Genomic DNA, 22,183 nt, shown 5'->3' with positions numbered 1-22,183 from the left:
ATGACTTGTTAGATATGGTTAAGTATTGGTTTTGGTACGATTGGATTATGTTAGGAGTCCGTATACTTGTTAGTGTCTCTATCGCCATAACCACATTCGATTTTCAGGATAGTTTAACATTGCCACTTTGGATTGTTATTTTTTGGGAGGTTGTTGCCTTCTCGATTCCATGGGTAGCCTTACTGTTCAATTACAAATATTATTTGTTCACAGAAATACTGCTATATGGTGGACTGTGTATATATTTAACCTCTTTATTTCCGGAAGCTAACGTTACATTTCTGATATCGGCTTTTCTAATTGCTGCGAATAGTAAGCATTTGTCCTATTATTGGACAGCTCCAACAACAGTTTTTATAACAACTGGAATTCTCTATGCGGTTGCGCCAAGTAATAGCTATTGGATTTTAGTTACCTACTATGGACTTGCTTATGTAATGGGCTTCGCTTTCCATTTATTAATCGTCAATCATAAGCAAAATGAAGCGATTCGTAAACAAAACGCGGTACTTGAGCAATATATGTCTCAGATTGAACGCATTACACTGGCGGAAGAACGAAACAGACTGTCGAGTGAGCTTCATGATACAGTTGGTCACGCTTATACTTCTATTATTATGGGGATGGAAACGTTGCGTACCGAAATTGCTACTGAAATGGGTATACAGAGGCTAGATTCTCTGCTTGAAATGGGACGTAAAAGCATCGAGGATGTGAGAGGTTACTTACATCAAATGGAGTCTCCGTGTCAATCGCCTTCCTTAATTCAATCTCTACAAAATCTTGGAGTCGAATTTCAGGAGCACGCTCAGGTAAATGTAAGTTTTAGGACATTCGGAGAGGAATATCCACTGTCTCGGCAAGCGAAGATCGCATTCATTCGTTGTTTACAAGAGTCCCTTACGAATGCAGTACGTCATGGTCAGGGAACTGAAATTATAGTTTCATTGCAGTTTGAACAACAATATACGAGATTAGAAGTTCAAGATAATGGAAAAGGAAATGTAGAATGGCAGGAAGGCTTCGGTCTGAATGCGATGAAAGAACGAGCAATGAATTTACAAGGGCAATTGTCTGTATATACAAAGCCAGAGGAAGGAATGCTTGTTACATGTACCATACCGCGACAAACTGAAATAAAAGATGGACTTATTCGTTTGTTAATTGTAGACGATCAACCATTTGTTCGGGAAAGTTTGAGGACACTACTCGATAGATATGAAGATTTAAATGTAGTCGGTTTAGCTGAGGATGGCAATCAAGCCATCGATTTGTGTGGACGTCTTCAACCCCATGTTATACTTATGGATTTAGATATGCAGCACATGGATGGAGTTGAAGCAACCAAAAAGATTAAGCAACAATGGCCACATATCCGCGTATTGATTTTCACAACTTTTCAGGATACCGAACAGGCGTTGGAATCGCTTCGCAACGGTGCGGATGGCTTTTTACTCAAATCCATTGAAACATTGGAGCTAGCTAATACGATCCGACTTATTCACAAAGGTGGGACACTGATTGATCAAGGAATGTCTCACAAAATATTTGAGAAATTTGATGAGCAAAAAGAGACACCACAATCAAAAGCAACCGCTTATGAGCTAACAGCTAGGGAGATAGAAATATTGCAACTAGTAGCAAAGGGACTTCGATACACTACCATAGCATCAAGGTTATATTTATCAAATGGTACGGTCAGAAATTATGCTTCCACAGCTTATACAAAGCTAGGAGTCCGCAACAAAGAAGAAGCTGTGCAAAAGGCTCTAGAAATTGGAATTATTGAATAAAAAAACGTTTTTTGTTTCTTTACAGCAAGGTAAAATGTAGTTACAAGGTACAGTAAAAGATAAAGTGAAACTTTAATCAGTGGGGTTTGTTCATCCCCCACTGATTATCTGCCCTCACCAATCGTGCTGCCCGTTAATGCGGGATAAACAACATCATTACATTAATCTTTTTTAGGGAGTACAATTCCTTTAAATAATTGAACAGTAATCCAGTAATACATCGAATAAATTACTACAAAAATAACAAGTGGTAACCAAATGCGAGAGTACGGATCGATTACAAGAGGGCTAAACATGTTCATACCAACTAATATATGAGTAATCCCTACAATTGCTGGGAATAAGAATATGAAGAATAACTCTTTATAGATTGATTTTGTTAATAATTCTCGGCGAACACCAATTTTACGAAGCATTTGATAACGTGCTACATCTTTTGATGCTCCCGACAGAACTTTAAACATTAAGCAACTTGCCATCATTGCTAAAAATGCAACTCCAACGAAAAAGCCCATAAACATTAGTCCGCTGGAAAAATCATGACTCACAATATTGTGACGCAAAACCGGGAAAATAATAATAACTAGTTACTATTATTATTTATTTGTCACTTTTAAAGCATCTAACACTATTTTGGTTGCTTCTGCAATAAGCTTATCATCGTATTTAGCATCCTCTTTATCATGATTAGAAAGTATCGCAAGAACAATTGGCTTTTTATTTGGTGGCCAAATAATTGCGATATCATTTCTGGTTCCATAAGATCCCGATCCCGTCTTATCAGCTACTTCCCATCCTCCTGGAACTCCAGCACGAATTAAGTTGTCTCCCGTAGTATTCCTTTTCATCCAATCTATTAATAAATCCCGTTTCTCAGTTGAAAGTACATCTCCTAGCGCAAAAGCCTGAAGACTAGTAGCTAATGCCTTTGGGGTACTAGTATCATGTACGTCTCCTGGATGCACTTCGTTTAACTCTGGTTCAAAACGTTCAGGATTTGTAACGGTATCTCCTATTTCTCTCAGTGATTTTTTGAATTCACTAGGTCCACCTAATTGTTTAAGAATAAGATTTTGCGCAGTATTATCACTATATCGAAGGGAAGCATCTGCAAGCTCTTTCAGAGTCATACCCCTATCAATATACTTTTCTGTAATTGGATTGTAATTAACAAGATCTTCACGAGTATACAAAACTCTTTGATTTAGATCTTCTATTGATTTCTTTTGTAAAAGTACTCCCACAGCTAAAGCTTTGTGGGTAGATGCGTATGCAAACCGTTTATCTGATTGATACGTAACGGTTTGATTCGTATCAGTGTCCAATGCATAAATACCGAGTTTAGCATCAAATTCTTTTTCAAGTTTAGCAAAAGAATCATTACCGTTAGTTTCTTGTTTGGTTTGATTTGTTTGTTTCGTTTGTTTAGGTAATTCAGATTGAGTATTGCCATCGGAACAGCCTATAAGCGTTGCACATGAAAGAAATACTACAGGTACCATCTTTTTGTAATGTAAAATGTTAAAAAACTTGTTTAAGACTATCATACATTTTCAACCTCTTTCAAGAATATATGTTTTTTTAGGTGTTATACATATCGATACAATTAAAGAGTGTATCGGATATCACTCTTCTTGCATCTCACTTTTCATAAAATGATTGAACTATCATGAACACCTGTTTTATACGTATACTTAATAGACAACCTAAGTAACAAGTTTGTTCCATTTTTATCAGTAGTCGTATCTAGAAACCTAAAAAAGTCCATTTAGAAGATTTAAATGGACTTTTTCACTCATATAATACTATCTATAGTTAAACAAATAAGATTAAATACATTTAAATTTTCTTGTTTTATCTAATAAACTGTTTAGGCATTTCTTTAACGTGCTTATCATCATCACGCCAATCATAGGTTTCTTTCTGCGAAACATCTAAAGTTTGATCTCCAATTCTAACAATATTCTTATTTACCCATTCAATATATGGATCGGTATCTGGATAATTCCAATATATATTTTTCTCTGAATCTGTATCAAGGTTAACTAATTCACCCCTAACAGCATCCGCACTTAATGATCCTGCATTATGAAAATAAGTCTTGATGAGATATTTTCCATCTGGAGATTTCACTGTTCGAATGAATTCCCCTTTTGGAACACCTTGCAAACTAAAAAGTTTCCAATATCCAAATCCAATTATAATTACTAACATAGTAAGTATAGTTAGTAATACTTTTCTTTTTGTTTTTTTTATTTCACCTTTTGTATTTATAATACTCATTCAACTCCATTCCACAGAACACATACCATATTATACCATTAAATAAATGGTATAATATATCAAAAATAAAAATCCTCCCGTAATAGTATTATAAAAAGAGCATGTGATGGTCTCCCTATTTATAAAGTGAAACTTTAATCACCCTCACCAATCTGGCTACCCGTTAATGCGGGATAATCATGAAAATTCCCCTTTAAGAAAAATATAAAAAATCAGACAGTATACTTGAATTGCTCTTCGCAAGAGAATATACTAATAAAGCAGGCTATGACGTTCCTTCCTTCTAACTTCTTTGGCGAAATAGGGATGTTACTTTCCTGCTAAACACATAGGCTATGACAATTCTTCCTTCTTTGTAGAAATTTCAAATTGTTTTAGAGTTGTCAATTTCCTATGAAAATAATTAGACTATAAAACCTCTTTCTTCTTTGGGATTGAATAAACTTTAGTTTATCAACCATTGATGTAGAGGTTTTCTTTTCTTAATTAACAAATTACCACTTAACAACTAAATGTTATACCTCTAATTTTTCACTAAAAAATAACTATGTATCCTCTGTGCATTTCTCTACAATTAGTGTCTTTATGCATGTAAAAATAAAAATCTACCACTGAAAGGAGGACAGTCGGACTATTCCCCCTCTTTTATAAGGAGTGAATAGCTGGCGTTCTCATGAAAAATTCTATTTACATAAGAAGAAGTTTGAAAGTAATTATAAAAAGAGAAGAAAATAAACTACCGAACATGTATTTAGCCACTGTTTTAAAAAACTTGGAAAGTTTAGGATTTACTTTTTCCGAGCCTTTAATAGAAGAGTTGCAAACACTTTCGGTTGATGCATTCACATCGTTTTACAAAGAATTGGTAAAACATTTAAAAGAAATGGTTGGTGCACATATTCAGTTTACTCCTATGTATCCAAACTTTCCGCAACAAATGATGGATTTAAGTGACGCTGATTTATACATCAATGCCGTTATTCATTATGTGACGTTGTGCCTACCTGTATCAAAAGTAGAAGAACGACTTCCTCTTTTAGATAGCGTTGATTTGAAAGTTATTGACTTAGGAAGTGAAGAAGATTTCAATCAAATGATTTCTCAATTGATTAGTGCAAACAGCTCTATTTCCTCAACTGATAAGACAGATGTAGAATGGGCTATTACACACACTGAAGATGTTTCCTGTTTTCTACCTAATGTAATTCCTCATAAGGAAAATATGTCTTTTATACTTGGGGTTTTATTAATAAACAGAAAAATATCAGCCGATGCTGCTGCAAAGTATTTTAAAACAGCAACTGATGTTCTTCGCCTTGCAGTTGCTTTATCTGAAGGTGATGTGAGTTTAGCATCCTCCGTTCGATTCAAGAAGTTTAACCGAGTAGAAAGACGCTTCCTTTTAGGATTGTTAGAGCAATGCGGAAACATTACCGAAGATATGATTCGATACAAAAAACGTTGGATTCGTTTAGGTGAAATTCTTCATCCAGCAGAATATCATACTCGTTTCCCAAAAACCCACCGAGCATTTGAGATGCTTCGCAACAACATTAAAGTTGAAACATTTAATGGAAAAATAGAAGCAGCTTTGTTGAATCGTGATATCATGACAGCAAAAAATCTTTTAAAAACTCGCCCGGGGGAATTTGCCAGACGCTTGGATCATTTAATCCGTTTATGTAGTGATAAGTCAACAGATGTTTTCAATATTCTCGAAGATTTTCTAAGTATAATAGGAAACGTTTCTACTCCTGTATTACTTCAACTCACAGCTCATTTTAAGCATCGAAATGATAAAAATGAATTTCGTACCTTTTTTCCAAAGGGAAATGTAGCAAAAGCTATAGGTATCGAAAATACACTTCCATTTATCTCAGAGGATATTTGTTTAATGATTGTAAAAATGTGTGAAGATACTTTAAAAAATCGCTTCGCAGAACTTCCAAGTCTCGGAAAAGTATTTTTGGATGAACAGTTAAAAAATCACTTAGTTCCCTTCTCTCAACGTTCAGCCAGCAAAGCGCTTCGCACATTATCTCGAGGAAGTAAAGTAGATTTACCAGAAGGAGATACGATTCGTTTTTTCCTATGGTGGAAAGAAGGCTATGTGAATGGACAACATACAGGACGTGTTGACATTGATTTGTCTGCTGCAATGTACGACGAAGATTGGCAATACAAAGAACATGTATCCTTCACGAACTTACGTTCAAAAAATTTCAAAGCCTACCATAGCGGAGATATTACTTCTGCACCAAAGGGAGCATCTGAATTCATTGATTTCGATATTCCGTCTGTGCTGAAATATGGTGGACGCTATGTAGTTATGACTTTGCTTTCTTACACAGACCAACCATATAAAGATTTACCAGAATGCTTTACTGGTTGGATGGTTCGTCAATATCCTGGTTCAGGTGAAGTATTTGAACCTTCTACTGTTCAAGATAAAGTGGATATTACTGCCGACACCCAAATCTCTATTCCAGTTATTTTAGACTTAAAGGAACGAAAATTGATTTGGACAGATTTGTCTCTTACAAGAGATCTAACTTATGATAATACCATCGAGGCTAATCAAAAAGGTATGATACTAGTTGGAAAGGCTTTAACTAATTTAGTTAAACCGAATTTATATGACTTGTTCCGATTACATATTGAAGCTAGAGGTGAACTCGTTCAAGAAATCGAAGAAGCAGAAAGCATTTTTTCTTTGGATAAAGGGATTACTCCTTTCGATATCGAAAAAATAATATCTGATTTTATTGCTGACCCACAAGACTAACTACATTACAAACATTGATAATGTGTGGAAAATATCCATGTATAATGTCTATGTGAAACAGGACCTGATAGATGAATATCAGGTCCTGTTTTTTATTTAGTAGATACTAAATAGTCCGGTTAATCACTATTCATCTAAATACACTATACTAATAAAGTGAAATTTATTCGAAAAAAATTCATTAGTTAATACGTAACTAATTAAGAAACATTCATATACCAGCCCAAACATCTTTTCCATATCGCCCTTCATCTTGCACACGATCCAACCAATTTCTTGCTTCTTGTTCACTGACTTCATGAATTTCTTGATACGCTTGACAAAGGGTATCTTCTACATCCGGAGCCATTTTACTTCCATCACCACATATATAAAGATGAGCTCCATTATCTAATAACGAAATTAAATTGATTCTATCTTGTTTTATTAAATGCTGTACATATGTTTTTGGATGTCCCTCTAGACGAGAAAAAGCTGTGTGTAAAGAGATTAATCCATCTCTTTCATCATTTTCTAGTTCTGTACGATAGAGATAATCTTTTTCAGGATGACGACAACCAAAATATAGATGCGCTTGTCCTAAGTTAATACCTTTTTGCTTTTGAACACGACGCGCTTGCAAGAATCCACGGAATGGTGCAATTCCAGTACCTGGCCCAACCATAATAATTGGTGTTTCTGGATCTTTAGGCAATTCAAAGTTTGATTGTGGCGTTCGAATGAAACAGATAATCTCATCTTTACTATGACGCTGAGCTAAGTAATTAGAAGCGACGCCTTCATATGTCCCTTCTCCACTCCATGCAGGCGCATTAACAACACCGACCGTAATGCTCAGACGATTGTGTGCAACGAGTGGAGAGCTTGAAATAGAATAGTAACGCGGTTTGAGCGCAGGAAGAAGTTCTAAAAAGCGTTCAAATCGGATTTCACAAGCCTCATACTTTTCAAGAAGGTCCAACATTGAAATCCGTTTCTTTAGTATTTGTTCATGGTAAACTCCTTCTTCTAATAATGCTTCCAATTCTTTTTTATGAGGAGGACATGCTGTGAATGTTACCATTTCTCGTATTTGTGCTCGAGTGGCAGCTTCTTGAACTTCAACACTATAACTAAGAAGGTCCAATAAACTAACAGGACTGTCTAAAGGTATGTGATTTATACTTCGTCCACTTGCACTCAGTATAACTTGATCCTTCCCATTTAATCCAAAACGTTTTAAAATTCGGTTGATATTTTTCTCGCTATTAACTGGCAACACTCCAAGGTGGTCTCCTTCTTTATATGTAGCGCCTTCTGGCAAAGATACCTCGATATGTCGTGTACTTCTATCACTGCTGGGTGATTGGAGTTCACGATTTTCTAGTATAGATGCATAAACTGCTTCATATGTTCGTGCAAGAGGAGATCCTCCAAGACGACTAACAAATTGCAGACTCAAAGTACTGCGCTCTTTTTCCATATTTTTGTTGAGCTCCAATCCAAATGCCTTCATCGCATCAGACCACATGTTTTGTTTCCATTGCTCAAGCTGTTCCTCGAAATCACCACTTGCATCTGCTTCTCCGCGTTTAGAAAATCTTGTTGCTCCTTTTTGAGCCATCTGCTCATCAATGTATCTTGGAATCCGTTGGTAGGTACTAGCCCAATTATGATCTCCACAACCAAAAACTGCGTATTGAACCCCTTTTAGCTCATCTGGTTTTAGTTCCTCCAACCATTGCACAAACTGCCCTGCATTACTTGGCGGTTTTCCATTATAAGAAGAAGTCACAATAAGTACCGCTCCTTCTTTTGGCAAATTTCCAATTCGATCGTTAAGAGCTACCACTTCCGTTTGAACTCCTTCTAAACTAGCTGTATCTGCTAATTCTCTTGCAATACCTTCTGCTACACCTGTATCCGAGCCATACAGAACAAGAAGTGAAAGATTATCGGCCCCAATAATAGAAGGTGTCTTCTGGACGTGCTGCTTAATTTCATCGTTTTTCAGCTTGTCCTCTGTAGGTGCAAGAACAGTAGGATGACTAATAGTTTGTTTTCGGGGTAGAATCCTAATCTTAAAATCACCGGGCTTTAGCGTTAATGTTTGTTTTACGTCCAGCTGATAGTTTTGATAATCGATTAATTCAAAATGTTGAAGAAGCATTCCCATTACAAGAGTCGCTTCATGAAGTGCAAATTGCATACCGATACATGCTCTCTGGCCATTTCCAAATGGCTTATAAGCATGATGAGGAACCTTATCCAGCTCTTCAAATCGTTCAGGTTGGAATTCTTCTACATTGTCTCCCCATGCATCTTTATCCCTATGTAGCTGTGGAATAAGAACAGAAATACGATCTTCTCCTTTCTTAATTGGGTATTTCCCGCCAATCACTGTATCTTCTTTTGCATAGAGACTGAATGCTGGAGCGGTAGGCCATAGACGTAGCGATTCATTTAAAATCATCCGTATATACTTCAGTTTCATAACTTGTTGGTATGTTGGAGTAGGATCCGTCAAAACACGGTCTACTTCTTCATAGGCTTTTTTCAACTTATCCGGATTCTTTAATAAAAAGTAAATTGCAAAAGATAACAATCCACTTGTTGTCTCATGTCCAGCTATTAAAAAAGTGATAATTTGGAAACGAATGTTTTCATCATCTAATTTTTCACCAGTTTCCGGATCCTGTACATTTAACATACGGGAAAGTAAATCATTTTCTTCCTGATTTCCACTACTTTTACGTTCAGCAATAATATTATCTACTAAAGAAAACATAGATTGGATATCATGTTGAAATTGACGTTTCGTTCTCCACATGAGTTTGTCTTCTATATCTAGCCGCTGCAATTGGTGCATCGCCTCATCTAGAGCACGGCTCATGCTAGTGATAAAAGGATGAGGGGTCTCACGATAAAAGCTATTAAATCGGTAATTAAAACCACATAGACCAATTGTATCTAACGTAAGACGAGTCATATCCTCCGGAACATCTACGTTTTCATTCGGATTAAGCCGTGCCCATTTTTGAACGAGTTGTACAGCAAGATCGACCATCATGGCATGGTAATCTTTCATTGCCCGTTGGCTAAATGTAGGCATCAAAATATTATGAGCTTTTTTCCAGTTAGGCTCGTGAGTCTCGCTAGTAAATAATCCGTCCCCAGCAAAGGCACGAACTTTTGCTAAAGCACCCTCTATACTTTTATCGAACCGTGTTTCATCACAAACTTCTGCTACCAATTCATGTCCAGAAACGACAATGATGGTATCACTTAAAGTTTGAATTTGAAAAATGGGACCATACTCTTCCGCTATCTTGATAAAGGATAGCGTCGGTTTATCTTTATCGATTAATGGGAGATTACCCAGCGGTCCATATGTTTTCGGCTGAGGAATGGCAGATACTTTTTTTTCCATTTAAAACACCCTTTCAAAAAAGCATGAAATAAAGTGAAACTTTAATCAGTGGGGGTTTTGTTCATCCCCCACTGATTATTAGTTGAACCAATCGGGCTTTTACGGGCAGTTGGTCCCCCACCTAACTTCTTTGCTTCCGCTAAATTTTGAGGTGGGGGTCTTACTGCCCGTTAATGCGGGATAACATATCCCATTTAATAAAGAAGAAATAGCAACTAATCGCCTGGGATAAAGATATGTAATTGATTACCTTATTTTATCTTTTCCCTAACTATTCATGATTATGATATTGAGTATAAGCTTGGCAATTAGATTTATAACTTGTAGAAAAATACTAAATTAAAATGAAGCGAATAAATATAATTGGAGCCTTTTAATGTTGGTGTTAAAAGATAATCTAAACTTGTAATGTTTATGAGAAATTGCAAACGGATCTCATCTCTTGTATTTGTTTATAAAAAAGATTATTTTGATTCATTTTCTTCTAAAACACCCAAAAATAGAGAAGTTGACGAGCTTAAGATTGTAGTATTCGAAAAATCAGTAGTTTAGTTAAACCAATACGATAAGCAAGTATACCTTGTTATTAATGAAAGAGGACCTGATATGAACATCAGGTCCTCTTTTACTATATAATTATTTCCCTGCTTCTTTTAGTTTTTTCTAGCTTTAAATACCGGCGCCTTAGCAGCAAAAAAACTTGTAGGAATCTTTATCTAGCGTTTTATTCTTCTCTACCGATTTAACTTCTCGACAGCCTCCGCACTTGTATCTACACGTTTAACGAAAAAAACTAATAGTAGTGCAACAACATTCATGCCAAGCGCTACATAAAATGAATATTGAATTCCAGATAATAAAGCCTTCTGAGTTACTATTGCCTTCGTAGTTTCTGTAAAGGTTGTTGGATCTATATGAGACATTAAACTTTCAGCTTTTGTTTTTGTTACAGAGTTCATAATCGTAACAAGGATAGCAGTACCAATCGAACCGGACACTTGTTGAGCTGTATTATTAACAGCTGTACCGTGCGGATTTAAACGAGTTGGTAATTGATTAAGACCATTTGTCATAAGTGGCATCATCACCATCGCCATCCCAAACATCCGCAGTGTGTAAATAAGAATAATATGTGTGTGACTAGAGTCGAGTTGCAGGTTTGCTAGCATATAAGTTGAAACAGCTGTAATGGAAAGCCCCACTATGCCAAGAATCCGAGGACCATATTTATCAAATAGTTTACCTGTAATTGGTGACATAATCCCCATTATAACCGCACCTGGAAGCATCATCAGCCCAGAGCTCAGCGGCGAAATACCACGGACGTTTTGTACATAAGCTGGTGTTAAAATCATACCCGAAAACATGGCCACCGCGTTAACAATTGCAATTACAGACGCAAGTGCAAACATTGGGTACTTGTAAACACGTAAATCCAATAACGGCTCATCCATTTTTAATTGACGAATAATGAAAGCAATTAGGGCAATAGCACCTATGATTAAGGTTGTTAAGACAACTTTATTTGTCCAACCATCGGAGCTTGCAGAACTGAATCCATATAACAAACCGCCAAAACCGACAGAAGATAATAGTAATGAGAGATAATCAAGTTTTGCATTTTTGTTTTGTTTCATGACATTCTCAGATTTCCAAATCCCTAACAGTAAGCTAATGATTGCTAACGGTAAAATCATTTCAAAAAGCAAACGCCAGTCATAATACTCTACAATATAACCTGATAGTGTCGGTCCAATTGCTGGAGCTGTAATCATAACTAGTCCAAAAATCCCCATTGCTGTTCCCCTTTTTTCTCTCGGAAAGCTTACTAGCATAATATTCATTAACAAAGGCCCCATAACTGAAGAGCCTGCCGCTTGAACCATCCGACCAGTAAGTAATAAACCAAAATTCGGCGCTACAGCCGCTAAGGCAGTACCAAGAATAAAAATCACCATAGAGGTAATAAATAGGCTTCTATTCGAGAAACGCGTTATTAAAAATGCTGATGCCGGAATTAATATACCACTTACAAGCATATACCCTGTAGAAAGCCACTGGATCGTTGAATAATCTTGAATGTCTAAATCTTTCATTATTGATGGCAAGGCTACATTTAAAAGCGAGTTATTTAGAAATGAAACAAATGCCCCAATAAAAAGAATTACAAGCATTAAATATGGTGGTTTTCTTTTATGTAATGTTTCACTCATATATTTAATTGCCCCTTCATTATAAATTTCATTGATTCGTTTAAATCGTTTACATATTTGCACAAGAAAACATTACCCTTGCAGTATTTTGCCAAACTCTTCGAATGGATATTCTCTTTTTAGCAATTCCACTTGCCCAACATAACATTTTAAAATCTTTTTGTTGATTAAACCTTTATAAAAATGTTTGTTAACGAAATTTAAATTAGGCTGAAATATATAAAAGAAGCAACTGAAAATACCCTTCTAAAATAAAGTGAAACTTTAAATCAACAAGTCCACACACCCATTCCTTTAAATACAGGCTTGTAGATCTAGTTATGTAACCATCCATAAAAAGGAATATTACATAGGCTAAGTCTAACATTACATTTTTAAAGTGAGGAGAATAAGCGTATGCACCAATATTGGTATTTGAATTCAAAGGGAAACGGGGAACAATATACTAACCAAATTTCATTATATTCACAGCCCGAAATAACTAAATCTGAGGTAATGAATGATTTGAAGCTTCCTGAGAATTGGAGTTACCGAGTCTATCCAGTTAGTTGGGATTCACCAGCCAATTATACGGGGTTCAGTCCCCAACCCCCTCCCTTCTCTTGGGGGCAGCCAATCAATTATGCAGGGATGATGCCCCAAGGACATCCCGATAATTGGACTCCACTACCAGGTCATGAAGGTTTTAATTTTCAAAAACCTTCCTTCCCCTGGGCGCAACCATTCAATCATACAGGGATGTTCGCACAAGGGCATCTTGCCGCTTTACTATCGCCGCCAACTAAGCCTTTTCATTTCAATACCAATAACTCGGGTGTTTTTGGAAACCCTCCAGGATGGGGTAGTCCGTGGGCCCCAATGGGATGGGGAAATAACGGAGGTAACGGTCAGCCAGGAATGCTTGGAAACTTACTTACAGCAGGAAAAGGCACCATGAGTGGAATAGGAATGATCAGTAGTCTAATCGGGATGGGGAAGTTCTTCTTTTAGTTAATTAAAGTGATAGAATTGGTCCGCAGCTCAGACATTCCAACAAAATATTTCATTTTCCATTGATTTAATGTTTTCAAACATGTACTCCTCAATATATTTATTGTGTGCTTCCAATACTCCATCCAAGTTCGTCTCCTTGTCTTTCAATTTATAAAAAAATCTGTTGCAACTCTTTAGACAACAATTCCAGTTCATAAAAAATCGATAAGTTCATAACAAAAACGCCATCTCTTCCTATGATTCTAGGGAAAGAATAGCGTTTTTGTTACGTAACAATTAAGTTGTTTCATTCTTGTTTATTCAATAATTTCATTGTCATTTCTCTGCATTTTTAGCCTGATAGCGATATGATCATAACCCGTAAAATGCCATTTCTTTTACTTATGCTTTGCTAAAAATTCTGTTATGCGACGATATACATATATTTCATTTTCTTTTTTTGAAAATCCATGCCCTTCATCGTCTAATACTAGGTATTCTACATCTACTCCTTGTTTTTGCAACGCTTGAAAAATTTGATCCGATTCTTCCTTTACAACTCGTGGATCATTTGCCCCTTGGATGATAAGGAGTGGTTTATTCATTTGATTTAAGTAAGTAATTGGTGAATCTTGTATAAGCTTATCTTTATCATTATTAATATCACCTATTAAATTAACTGCGAGCGGTTTCCAATTTTCAGGCATAGATTCGATAAAACTAAATAAATTGCTAGGTCCAAAAATGTCAATGGCTGCACGGAAATACTCTGAATGACGCCCGTGAAGCAATAAGGTCATATATCCTCCATAACTACCGCCCATAACAAATAACTTATCAGGAGTTGATATCCCCTGTTCAAATAACCATTCGATCCCTGCTACACAATCTAAACGCGGTGCTTCTCCCCAATCACCTTCAATCATTTTTGTAAACGTTGAACCATATCTTGTACTACCTCTAAAGTTTGGCGCAAAAATATTATATCCCTGCCTTAATAAATATTGAAATAATGCTCTGAAATCTTTCGTCTCAGCACTTTGTGGACCACCATGAGGCCAAAATATTGTATATCCGTTTTGTACTTCTCCTTTCGCCCGGAATAATAATGCTTCTATGTTTAACCCATCAAAAGAGGCATATGTTATAACATCCGGTTCAACAAAAGAAGATTCAGATAAACCAATAACATAGTTTTTTGTTAATGCTGCCCATTCTGTATCTCTATTCTTCTTGTAATAGATGTTTGCTGTTTTCTTCGCACTTTCACCTAGTAAATATAAATTTTCCGATTTTGTAATTTCAATTTGACTTATCGTATCTACCGGAGAATTCAATAGAATTAACTCTTTTTTATCCCATACAAATTTATATAACCTATCTGTAACACCTTTCGACGAAACAATGTAGCCATTTTTTGTTTCAGCATGCCATTTTATATCGGAAATATCTTCCTTCTCTATTTTACAGATTGGTTTGAATTCCTGTTTATTTAAATCAAAAGAAGCTACATAGGAAAACTCTTCTTCATAATTTGTAACGAAAATCACTGTATTTTCATCAATATAAGAAATGGAGCCTACAGTATGTTCTTTCTCAATGGAAGGTACTAAACAAATAAGTTCTTCTCCTTTTTTTACATATCCTACATTATATGTATTACTATATGACTTTAAAACAATGTAATTTGATTCATTCGGACTTACTGCCTCTACATATGTAGGTGTCTCCACACCAGTTAACAACAGCGTATCTTCTTTTGTGCGTATATTATAACAACGAGAGTTTAAGAACATTGGGTTATCTTTACTTGTGACATAGTATAATCGTTCCCCATCCTCTGTTAAATGCACAAAGTAATCCTTTTCTGTCTCTCCTGCTGGAATCAATTCAAGCAATCCACCACCCTCTGGTTTTAATGCATAAATATGATAATTTTCATCCCCATCTTTATCAAATCCAGCTAAAATAAATCGATTTAAAGAATCCATTTTAATAAAATTGCTTGATTGATTACAATATGTTAATGGATAAGGGGATAAATTGGGTAAATCCATCGCCCATAAATTAGAATGACCATTTAAGTTTGTACTAAAAATTAATTTCCCTTCATCTTCACTAACTGTAAACCTACCAATACTATAGGATCTAAAAAATTGTTCAGCATCTTCCATAGGAAATTGAATCATCTTTCTTCCTCCACTCTACCTTATATCTAAAAATTCAGAACATCTTATATATAAAGATTCTACATTTTCCTATTTATCCCTTTTGGGTTTTATTTAGATTTACTTCTACCTTCTACTTCTTCTTATTAACATTACATAACGATGCGGAGAGTTTTTTAAACAACTCCTCTTTTAGCCGTGAATATATTCTTTACTATTTCACGATTACTTCTCATTCGATATTTCTCACTAATTATCCCTCAAAGCGAAAAATAAGTGGGGAATTAGAGAGCAAAATCTACCATATACTTTTATTCAGCTAACTTCTCACCAGTAACAATCTTCATAAAAGCAGCTGCGTCTTTCTCTGCTAATTGAGCGTACTGATTATCCCCCGCCATTATTTCTAATTTATCCTTATTAGGACTAATCCACATTTGATATAAAACAGCTTTCGCTTCTATTTTCGGATTTTTAAACTGAAAAACAAACTGATAATCAGCTGAACGAGACATTTCCACCTTTTTATTTTCAAAGTTAGTATCATTTAATATTTTCTTTACTTGCAATACTTTATTCTTGTCTGTAATTACCTTCAAATCCTCATAATGATTATCACCAGCATATTTTTGCACTTCGATTGTTTGATTATGATTTCCTATATTATTTGAACAGCTGGTTACTACAAATAAACAAATCACGCTGAAGACTAAATACAAATTTCTCATTTGCATAGCGCTCTCCGCCTTTAGTGTATATAATAGTTCACTTCCATTACGCTTTTAAAATGTAAAATAAGAATACACCCCATAAGCCACAAATAAGATTAATAGAATAGAAATGCCGAGTACCGTATATATAATCCATTTTAAATTTGAATTCATATCATCCTCCTACCTCTCGATAATTCCAGTATATAACAAAAAAGCATTGGATACCCAATGCTTTTTACACTTACGCAAATAGAGACGTATTCGCATATAAAGCTGGTGAACCACCTGAATGTACGAATAAAATATTGTCTTCCTTATTAAAATTACCTTTTCTAATTAAGTCGATTAATCCCGCTACTGCCTTACCTGTATACACTGGATCAAGTAAAATACCTTCTGTTTTCGCAAGTAACTGAACTGCCTCTACCATTTCCGGCGTTGGTAACGCATAGCCTGGCCCTACATATTCATCAAAGCACATAACAGCGTCGCGCGGGATAAAGTTTGGAATACCAACGTGTGCTGAAGTTTCATCTACAAGTTTTGCTACTTTCTCTTCTTGCTCAGCTTTTCCTCTACTTACGTTAATCCCGATTACAGGAATATGGCTTTGCGTTCCAGAAAAACCAGTAATTAAACCCGCATGCATACCAGCGCTACCGCTTACGCAAACAACTGAACTGAAATCAATTCCTTGCTCAAATGATTGCGCCATAATTTCTTGGGCACAAGCAACGTATCCCATTGCGCCCGTAGGGTTTGATCCACCAACTGGAATTACATATGGTGTACTACCTTTTTCACTTACTTCTTGTGCTACTTTATGCATCTCTTCCATCAGGTCTGCTCCGTTCGGTACAACAATGACGTTTTCAGCACCTAATAAGTGATATAAGAAATAGTTTCCGTTAAAGTCTCTCTTCTCTTCTGGCTCAAGCCCTTCCTCTAATACAAGAATACATTTCATTTTTTCTTTTACCGCAGCAGCAAGTGTCAGGCGGCAATGATTTGACTGAATACCACCAGCTGTAATTAACGTATCTGCACCCTTTTCCTGTGCATCCGCAACTAAAAATTCTAACTTTCTCGTCTTATTACCACCGGCTGTTAAACCAAGTAAATCATCTCGTTTAAAATAAATAGTCGGGCCACCAAGTGCTTCTGAAAAATTGTTTAACTTTTCAATTGGTGTATATGATTCTGTATATTTTTTTCTCGGGAATTTAGCTAAATTCATTGTAACGCTCCTTTTGTACTTCTTTCACAATATATGTAACGTTACTATTATTACATGTAAAAATGGTGAAGTCACCTTTCTGGGTTAAAAATGTATTAGAATTTCATTTTGATAAGTAAAACCGTATTAATGATTTTAACTTAATTACGGTACATGAAATTTACATCAACGATTTTTTTAATATATCGTTCATTACTTACAATATATCAACGATTTTTCAAATATATCGATCGTAACTTGCAGTATATCAACGATTTTCTTAATATATCGATCTATCGACAAAAAACGACAGACAGGCAACCCCTTTCTCATCAACAAAAAAAGAGCCCACACATTCAAATGCAGACTCCCTCCAATCACTTATTTACCGAAAAACGAAGTAACTGCGTTAATCCCGGCTCTAAATTCATTTCACCTTTATGACGTACGTATACAGTTTTATCTCCATCAAATTTCGGAGGATTTGCTTGACTATACGTATGCCACTCATTCGTTCCTTCTATAGAATACTCCATATATTCATTTGCACCGACAATTATATTTTTACGATCATCTGCCGTTACATTTGGTGCCATCTGCGCAATTTTTGAATCACTAATTAATAACTTCTTTATATCCTTATCACGTTTGTAATCGTAAGCTGTCACAATTACATCGTTACCATATGCTTTCACTTGTAACCCTTGTTTAAATGAATAGCCATCTGGAGCAGTTTTCTCTCCTCCATTTGGCCCTGCTGACATCCAGCCTGTTTCAATCCCGCCCGTATTTACAACAGTGAAACCTTTTTCATCTCCGCCTGTAATTTTCTTTTTACCAGCCCAGTCAGGTAAGTTTAAATCCCAATGTGTATGACTCGTGAAGAAAACAACCTGCGGATAGTCTTTTAATATATCGTACAATTTATCCACGTTTAAATAATCTTGTAAATATGGTGATTGTCTTGATCCAGATACTGTATCAGGTAAAACGTGATGAGAGAAAATAAAGATTGGCTTATTTTTATCTTTTTGACTATACTCTTCTAAATTTTGTTTTAACCAACCTAATTGCTCATCACTCATATATACTTCGTCCCACATTTTTGAATCGTGGTATTTCATATATTTTTCAGTTCCTAAAAATAAAAGTGGATAGCCATCTAATTCTTTTTTATGATATACCTTTTCTTGTCCACTAAATTGTAAGTAGCGACCAAATAGTGTTTCTTCCGTTACACCATTTGGCCATGTACTTTGAGAGAGTTTCCCATCCGCTGTCCATTTACCAGCATAAAACTCATGATTCCCAACAGTAGACCATACATTTTCTGGATGCTTATTTTTATTTAACACACGCTTTACATCCTCATATTGTGACTGTTGTCCAGTCGGCGTTATATCCCCATTCATAATAAGCGCTCTAGAAAGTGGCGTCACTTTGTTCATATCTTTTAGCACATGATCAAAATCCCCTAAATCACCTTGAATATCACTAATAACATTAAAAGTTGTAGCTGATTTTCGCGCTTGCTCTTTCCCTTCCGCATGCACTGAAAACGTCGGTAATAATGCCGCCATAACTGCTAACGAAGCAACTGTCTTTTTCATACAAATTCTCCCCCTAATAATAGAATGTACAAACTGACATGTTCTGCTTTCTCTTAGGTGCTTGTCCAATTCACATTATAAGGAGGGATTGTAAAGATAGATGGAATAAAAAATTAAGTGTTTTTTAAGAGATTTTGTCTTTTTTTCACACTCCACAATTAGTAATTCGCGCCAATCTAGCTTTCTAGTCTTTAACATTACATAAATGTAAATGAATATGATGAATCTCTTCGTTTGATATGTTGTCTTTTTAATCTTTGTTATATAACCGCCACAAAATACGCTCTCTTTTCAAGTTCTCTTCATTTAATAAACGTTACTCCCCTTCTAGTTCGCTTTAAAATTATAAATCGGCTTAATAATATGTTTAATATCAATTGTTTCTTTTGTATTCTTAATAATTTCATCCATTGGCTTATATACCATTGGTGCTTCATCTAAAGTACTTTCTGCAACAGATGTAGTCCAAACCTCTGTCATTGTATTTTGAAAATCCTCTAAGTTAAGTACTTCTTTCGCCTTCTTACGGCTCATAATACGTCCTGCTCCATGAGGGCCAGAAAAGTTCCAATCTGGATTTCCTTTACCAAATGCAATGATAGAACCGTCTCTCATATTAATTGGAATGATTACTCGTTCATCTTTCTGAGCTGAAATAGCACCTTTTCGTAGAATCATATTTTCCATATCGATGTAGTTATGAATTGTAGTGAATTGATCGGTTACATTCCAATCCATTTTAGTGACGATTTCATCAATCATTGCTTTACGATTTAACTCCGCATATTTTTGAGCAATTTTCATATCATTCATGTAATCTTTAAATCCTTGTCCTTCTAAATAAGCTAATTCTTTGCGAATCACCGGTTTCTTAATTTCACGTAAAGCTTCATGTATTTCTTGTTGTCTACCTTCTTTCGTTAAACGTTCAATGATTTCTTCTTTAATAGATTTAACGTTTATAAGTTGCTCGTAAGCAAAGTTTTGATAATACTCTGCTACCTGTTTCCCTAAATTACGCGAACCACTATGAATGACAATGTATACATTCCCTTTATCATCCTCATTCAGTTCGACAAAATGATTGCCCCCGCCAAGTGTACCAATACTTTTTTGAGCACGTTGCAATGTAAACGGGGCTCTTACACTATCAAAATCAATCATTTTTGAAAATCTATGTTCCTTATCTCGAATACGAAAACCACTTGGGACAAATTTACGTATCGTTTCGTCTAAGTGATCGAAGTTGATTTCCTCTTTTTTCTTATTAATCATAACAACTTCCATGCCACAACCAATATCGTACTTACCTCTCAGTTTCCTGAAAGAGTGGACTATACCTTCTCTACAGTCATCGAGATATGCAGTCTCTACTGTAGGCTCACCGTATTAATTATTCCTCTTCAATTCAAAATGGATGAGGAATAATTCTGTACCTTAGTCTGCTAACATGGTACAAGTCTCTGAACCATTCGATTATGTCACCATAACCACTGGCTGCTGATTGCCCTCGCCTTTTATCGTTAGGGTTCCCAGTCAATTGAGTGAGTAGTTTAAAGTCTGAGCCGATTAGTTAACCCCGACTAAATTAGGAACAATCTTATCTTGAATTGTCATTGTTGTCCCAATCGTACAACCTGCGCCCGCATGTGTATCTGGCATAATACGGATCTTGCTATCCTTTACGAATTGTTGGTTACAAAGATCAATAATTTGACCTGCTGCAGTTTTTTCTACATTCGTAGTAAACACTTTTGCTTCATTGTATTTCCCTTGTAATTTCAACATCTTCTATTTCCCCTTTCCTTTAGTTTCTACAAAACATTAATTTATAGATATTATATATTTATAATTATATTTTCCACCACTACAGCTCATTTCCTTTTTTATAAAGAAAGACACAGAGATTCCTCCCCATGCCTACTAATTTCCTACCTTTTTACCGCATGTACATAATGTACTGTCTCAAAAGCTTCTAAATAATCGTTTCGTCCTTCAAAATATAATACATCAATATCCTCTGGTGATAAATGCTCATAAATGAGTAAGCCCGCCTTCTCTAACAGTGCTTCCATTTCAGCATAAGAATAACATGATTTCATCGGTTCTCCGCCTACCGCAGCCATTTTCACCATATTTTCAACTCGATTGGACAGTCCTTTTTTCGTAAATAAGTTTTCATCGGGATAATCGAAAACGATAGAACTCCCTTCTGGAACCATAGCGAATAAACATTCTATTAAACTAGAAAACTCTTCTTTTGTTAAATAATACGAAACACCTAAAAGACTAAAGAAAGTCTTTTTATTTTCAAATCCTTCATTGCGTAACTGTTCATAGGAAAATCCTTTCGTAAAATCCATTGAAACAAAATGAAGGTTATTTGGAACTTCAAGTTCTACTTCTTTTATTCTTTCCTTCTTAAACGCCTGCGTAGAAGGATGATCCACTTCAAATGTTTCTATTTTATTTTCTAATTCTCGGTGTCTAAAACTGAACGTATCTAAGCCTGCACCGAGTATGACGTATTGTTTCGCTCCTAATGTAATTTCATGTAGTAATACTCTTTCACAATATGCAGCACGTGCTAAAGGTGTTGGTGATAACTGAACTTGCGTAATCCATTTTAATATTTCTTTTGGATTGTCTTGAAACTGCTCTGCAATGTCTTTATTGAAAAAGTGAATCCCTTGAACCATGTTCGTTTCAATATTGTTACGTTCTTTTTGTGAAATGAAATCTTTAGCTACATAATCATCAAAGATTTTAGGATTATCAAATTCACTATGATACGCCCTTCCGAAAGCTGATACTAACGACGTTACACTTGCTTCACCTTGTTTCACGCACATACACTCTCCTTCATTTTCACAACAAAAATAGGGTTCCCCTGGCCAGGAGAACCCTATTATACACCTTATTTTTATATTGGTAAATTATAGCATAAATAAGTTTTTTTGTCAAGTTTTCAACCTACTAACGCTCCAACAATTTGTGTAATCTCTAGCAGGAAGACTTCGA

General features: G+C 35.6%; 14 protein-coding genes and 1 pseudogene. 3 read left to right on the top strand and 12 right to left on the bottom strand.

All coding sequences use genetic code 11. The features are described from left to right. The first annotated feature begins 5 nt into the window (after positions 1 to 5). On the top strand, positions 6 to 1,793 hold the full coding sequence (locus BM089_RS18000) for a helix-turn-helix transcriptional regulator (protein ID WP_000886414.1): 1,788 nt from the start codon (positions 6 to 8) through the stop codon (positions 1,791 to 1,793). 161 nt (positions 1,794 to 1,954) lie between these two features. Here BM089_RS18000 and BM089_RS17995 read toward each other — a convergent pair. From BM089_RS17995 to BM089_RS17985, 3 genes and pseudogenes are all read right to left on the bottom strand, one after another. Further along, positions 1,955 to 2,344: pseudogene (locus BM089_RS17995) on the bottom strand (ABC transporter permease); the annotation flags it as partial. 45 nt (positions 2,345 to 2,389) lie between these two features. Beyond that, positions 2,390 to 3,340, bottom strand: a complete 951-nt coding sequence (gene bla / locus BM089_RS17990; RefSeq protein ID WP_072938996.1) for a class A beta-lactamase — start codon at positions 3,338 to 3,340, stop codon at positions 2,390 to 2,392. Positions 3,341 to 3,647: 307 nt separating this feature from the next. Next, on the bottom strand, positions 3,648 to 4,076 hold the full coding sequence (locus tag BM089_RS17985) for a DUF5412 domain-containing protein (RefSeq protein WP_000022538.1): 429 nt from the start codon (positions 4,074 to 4,076) through the stop codon (positions 3,648 to 3,650). A gap of 673 nt (positions 4,077 to 4,749) precedes the next feature. Between BM089_RS17985 and BM089_RS30670 the strand changes: the two genes are divergently transcribed. Continuing rightward, the gene (locus BM089_RS30670; RefSeq protein WP_072938998.1) at positions 4,750 to 6,861 is read left to right on the top strand and encodes a TerD family protein; all 2,112 of its coding nucleotides are present in this window, start codon (positions 4,750 to 4,752) and stop codon (positions 6,859 to 6,861) included. A 211-nt stretch (positions 6,862 to 7,072) separates the two neighbouring features. Here the strand turns inward: BM089_RS30670 and cypD are convergent, their stop codons facing one another. Together cypD and BM089_RS17965 are read right to left on the bottom strand one after the other, a co-directional pair. Further along, positions 7,073 to 10,270: a bifunctional P-450/NADPH--P450 reductase gene (cypD, locus tag BM089_RS17970; protein WP_090977605.1), complete on the bottom strand. Its 3,198-nt coding sequence runs from the start codon at positions 10,268 to 10,270 to the stop codon at positions 7,073 to 7,075. 734 nt (positions 10,271 to 11,004) lie between these two features. Further along, positions 11,005 to 12,483, bottom strand: coding sequence for a DHA2 family efflux MFS transporter permease subunit (locus tag BM089_RS17965; protein WP_090977603.1), 1,479 nt, complete (start codon positions 12,481 to 12,483; stop codon positions 11,005 to 11,007). A 396-nt stretch (positions 12,484 to 12,879) separates the two neighbouring features. On the opposite strand from BM089_RS17965, the gene BM089_RS17960 reads away from it, so the two are divergent. Then, positions 12,880 to 13,473 (top strand): hypothetical protein, encoded by a 594-nt coding sequence (locus BM089_RS17960; RefSeq protein ID WP_000554433.1) that lies wholly within the window; start codon positions 12,880 to 12,882, stop codon positions 13,471 to 13,473. Positions 13,474 to 13,853: 380 nt separating this feature from the next. On the opposite strand, the gene BM089_RS17955 is transcribed toward BM089_RS17960, so the two are convergent. The 7 genes from BM089_RS17955 to BM089_RS17920 form a co-directional block, all read right to left on the bottom strand. Beyond that, positions 13,854 to 15,644, bottom strand: coding sequence for a S9 family peptidase (locus tag BM089_RS17955; protein ID WP_090977602.1), 1,791 nt, complete (start codon positions 15,642 to 15,644; stop codon positions 13,854 to 13,856). A 290-nt stretch (positions 15,645 to 15,934) separates the two neighbouring features. Continuing rightward, the gene (locus tag BM089_RS17950) at positions 15,935 to 16,357 is read right to left on the bottom strand and encodes a YhfM domain-containing protein (protein ID WP_001178454.1); all 423 of its coding nucleotides are present in this window, start codon (positions 16,355 to 16,357) and stop codon (positions 15,935 to 15,937) included. A gap of 220 nt (positions 16,358 to 16,577) precedes the next feature. After that, complete coding sequence (locus BM089_RS17940) at positions 16,578 to 17,573, bottom strand: D-cysteate sulfo-lyase (RefSeq protein ID WP_090977601.1); 996 nt, start codon at positions 17,571 to 17,573, stop codon at positions 16,578 to 16,580. 356 nt (positions 17,574 to 17,929) lie between these two features. Beyond that, positions 17,930 to 19,162 (bottom strand): DUF4073 domain-containing protein, encoded by a 1,233-nt coding sequence (locus tag BM089_RS17935; RefSeq protein ID WP_072939020.1) that lies wholly within the window; start codon positions 19,160 to 19,162, stop codon positions 17,930 to 17,932. Positions 19,163 to 19,489: 327 nt separating this feature from the next. Further along, positions 19,490 to 20,449 carry an RtcB family protein gene (locus tag BM089_RS17930; protein ID WP_000454386.1) on the bottom strand — a complete coding sequence of 320 codons (960 nt, stop codon included), beginning with the start codon at positions 20,447 to 20,449 and terminating at the stop codon, positions 19,490 to 19,492. Between the two features lie 282 nt (positions 20,450 to 20,731). Further along, positions 20,732 to 20,950 carry an RtcB family protein gene (locus BM089_RS17925; protein WP_000916241.1) on the bottom strand — a complete coding sequence of 73 codons (219 nt, stop codon included), beginning with the start codon at positions 20,948 to 20,950 and terminating at the stop codon, positions 20,732 to 20,734. Positions 20,951 to 21,093: 143 nt separating this feature from the next. Beyond that, positions 21,094 to 22,014 (bottom strand): class I SAM-dependent methyltransferase, encoded by a 921-nt coding sequence (locus BM089_RS17920; protein ID WP_072939024.1) that lies wholly within the window; start codon positions 22,012 to 22,014, stop codon positions 21,094 to 21,096. Positions 22,015 to 22,183: the final 169 nt, after the last annotated feature.

Origin of the sequence: Bacillus sp. 5mfcol3.1 (assembly GCF_900114335.1) — a bacterium.
GTDB lineage: Bacteria > Bacillota > Bacilli > Bacillales > Bacillaceae_G > Bacillus_A > Bacillus_A thuringiensis_S.
Note: the sequence above shows the minus strand (reverse complement) of the source record. Positions and strands in the feature narration are given on the sequence as shown.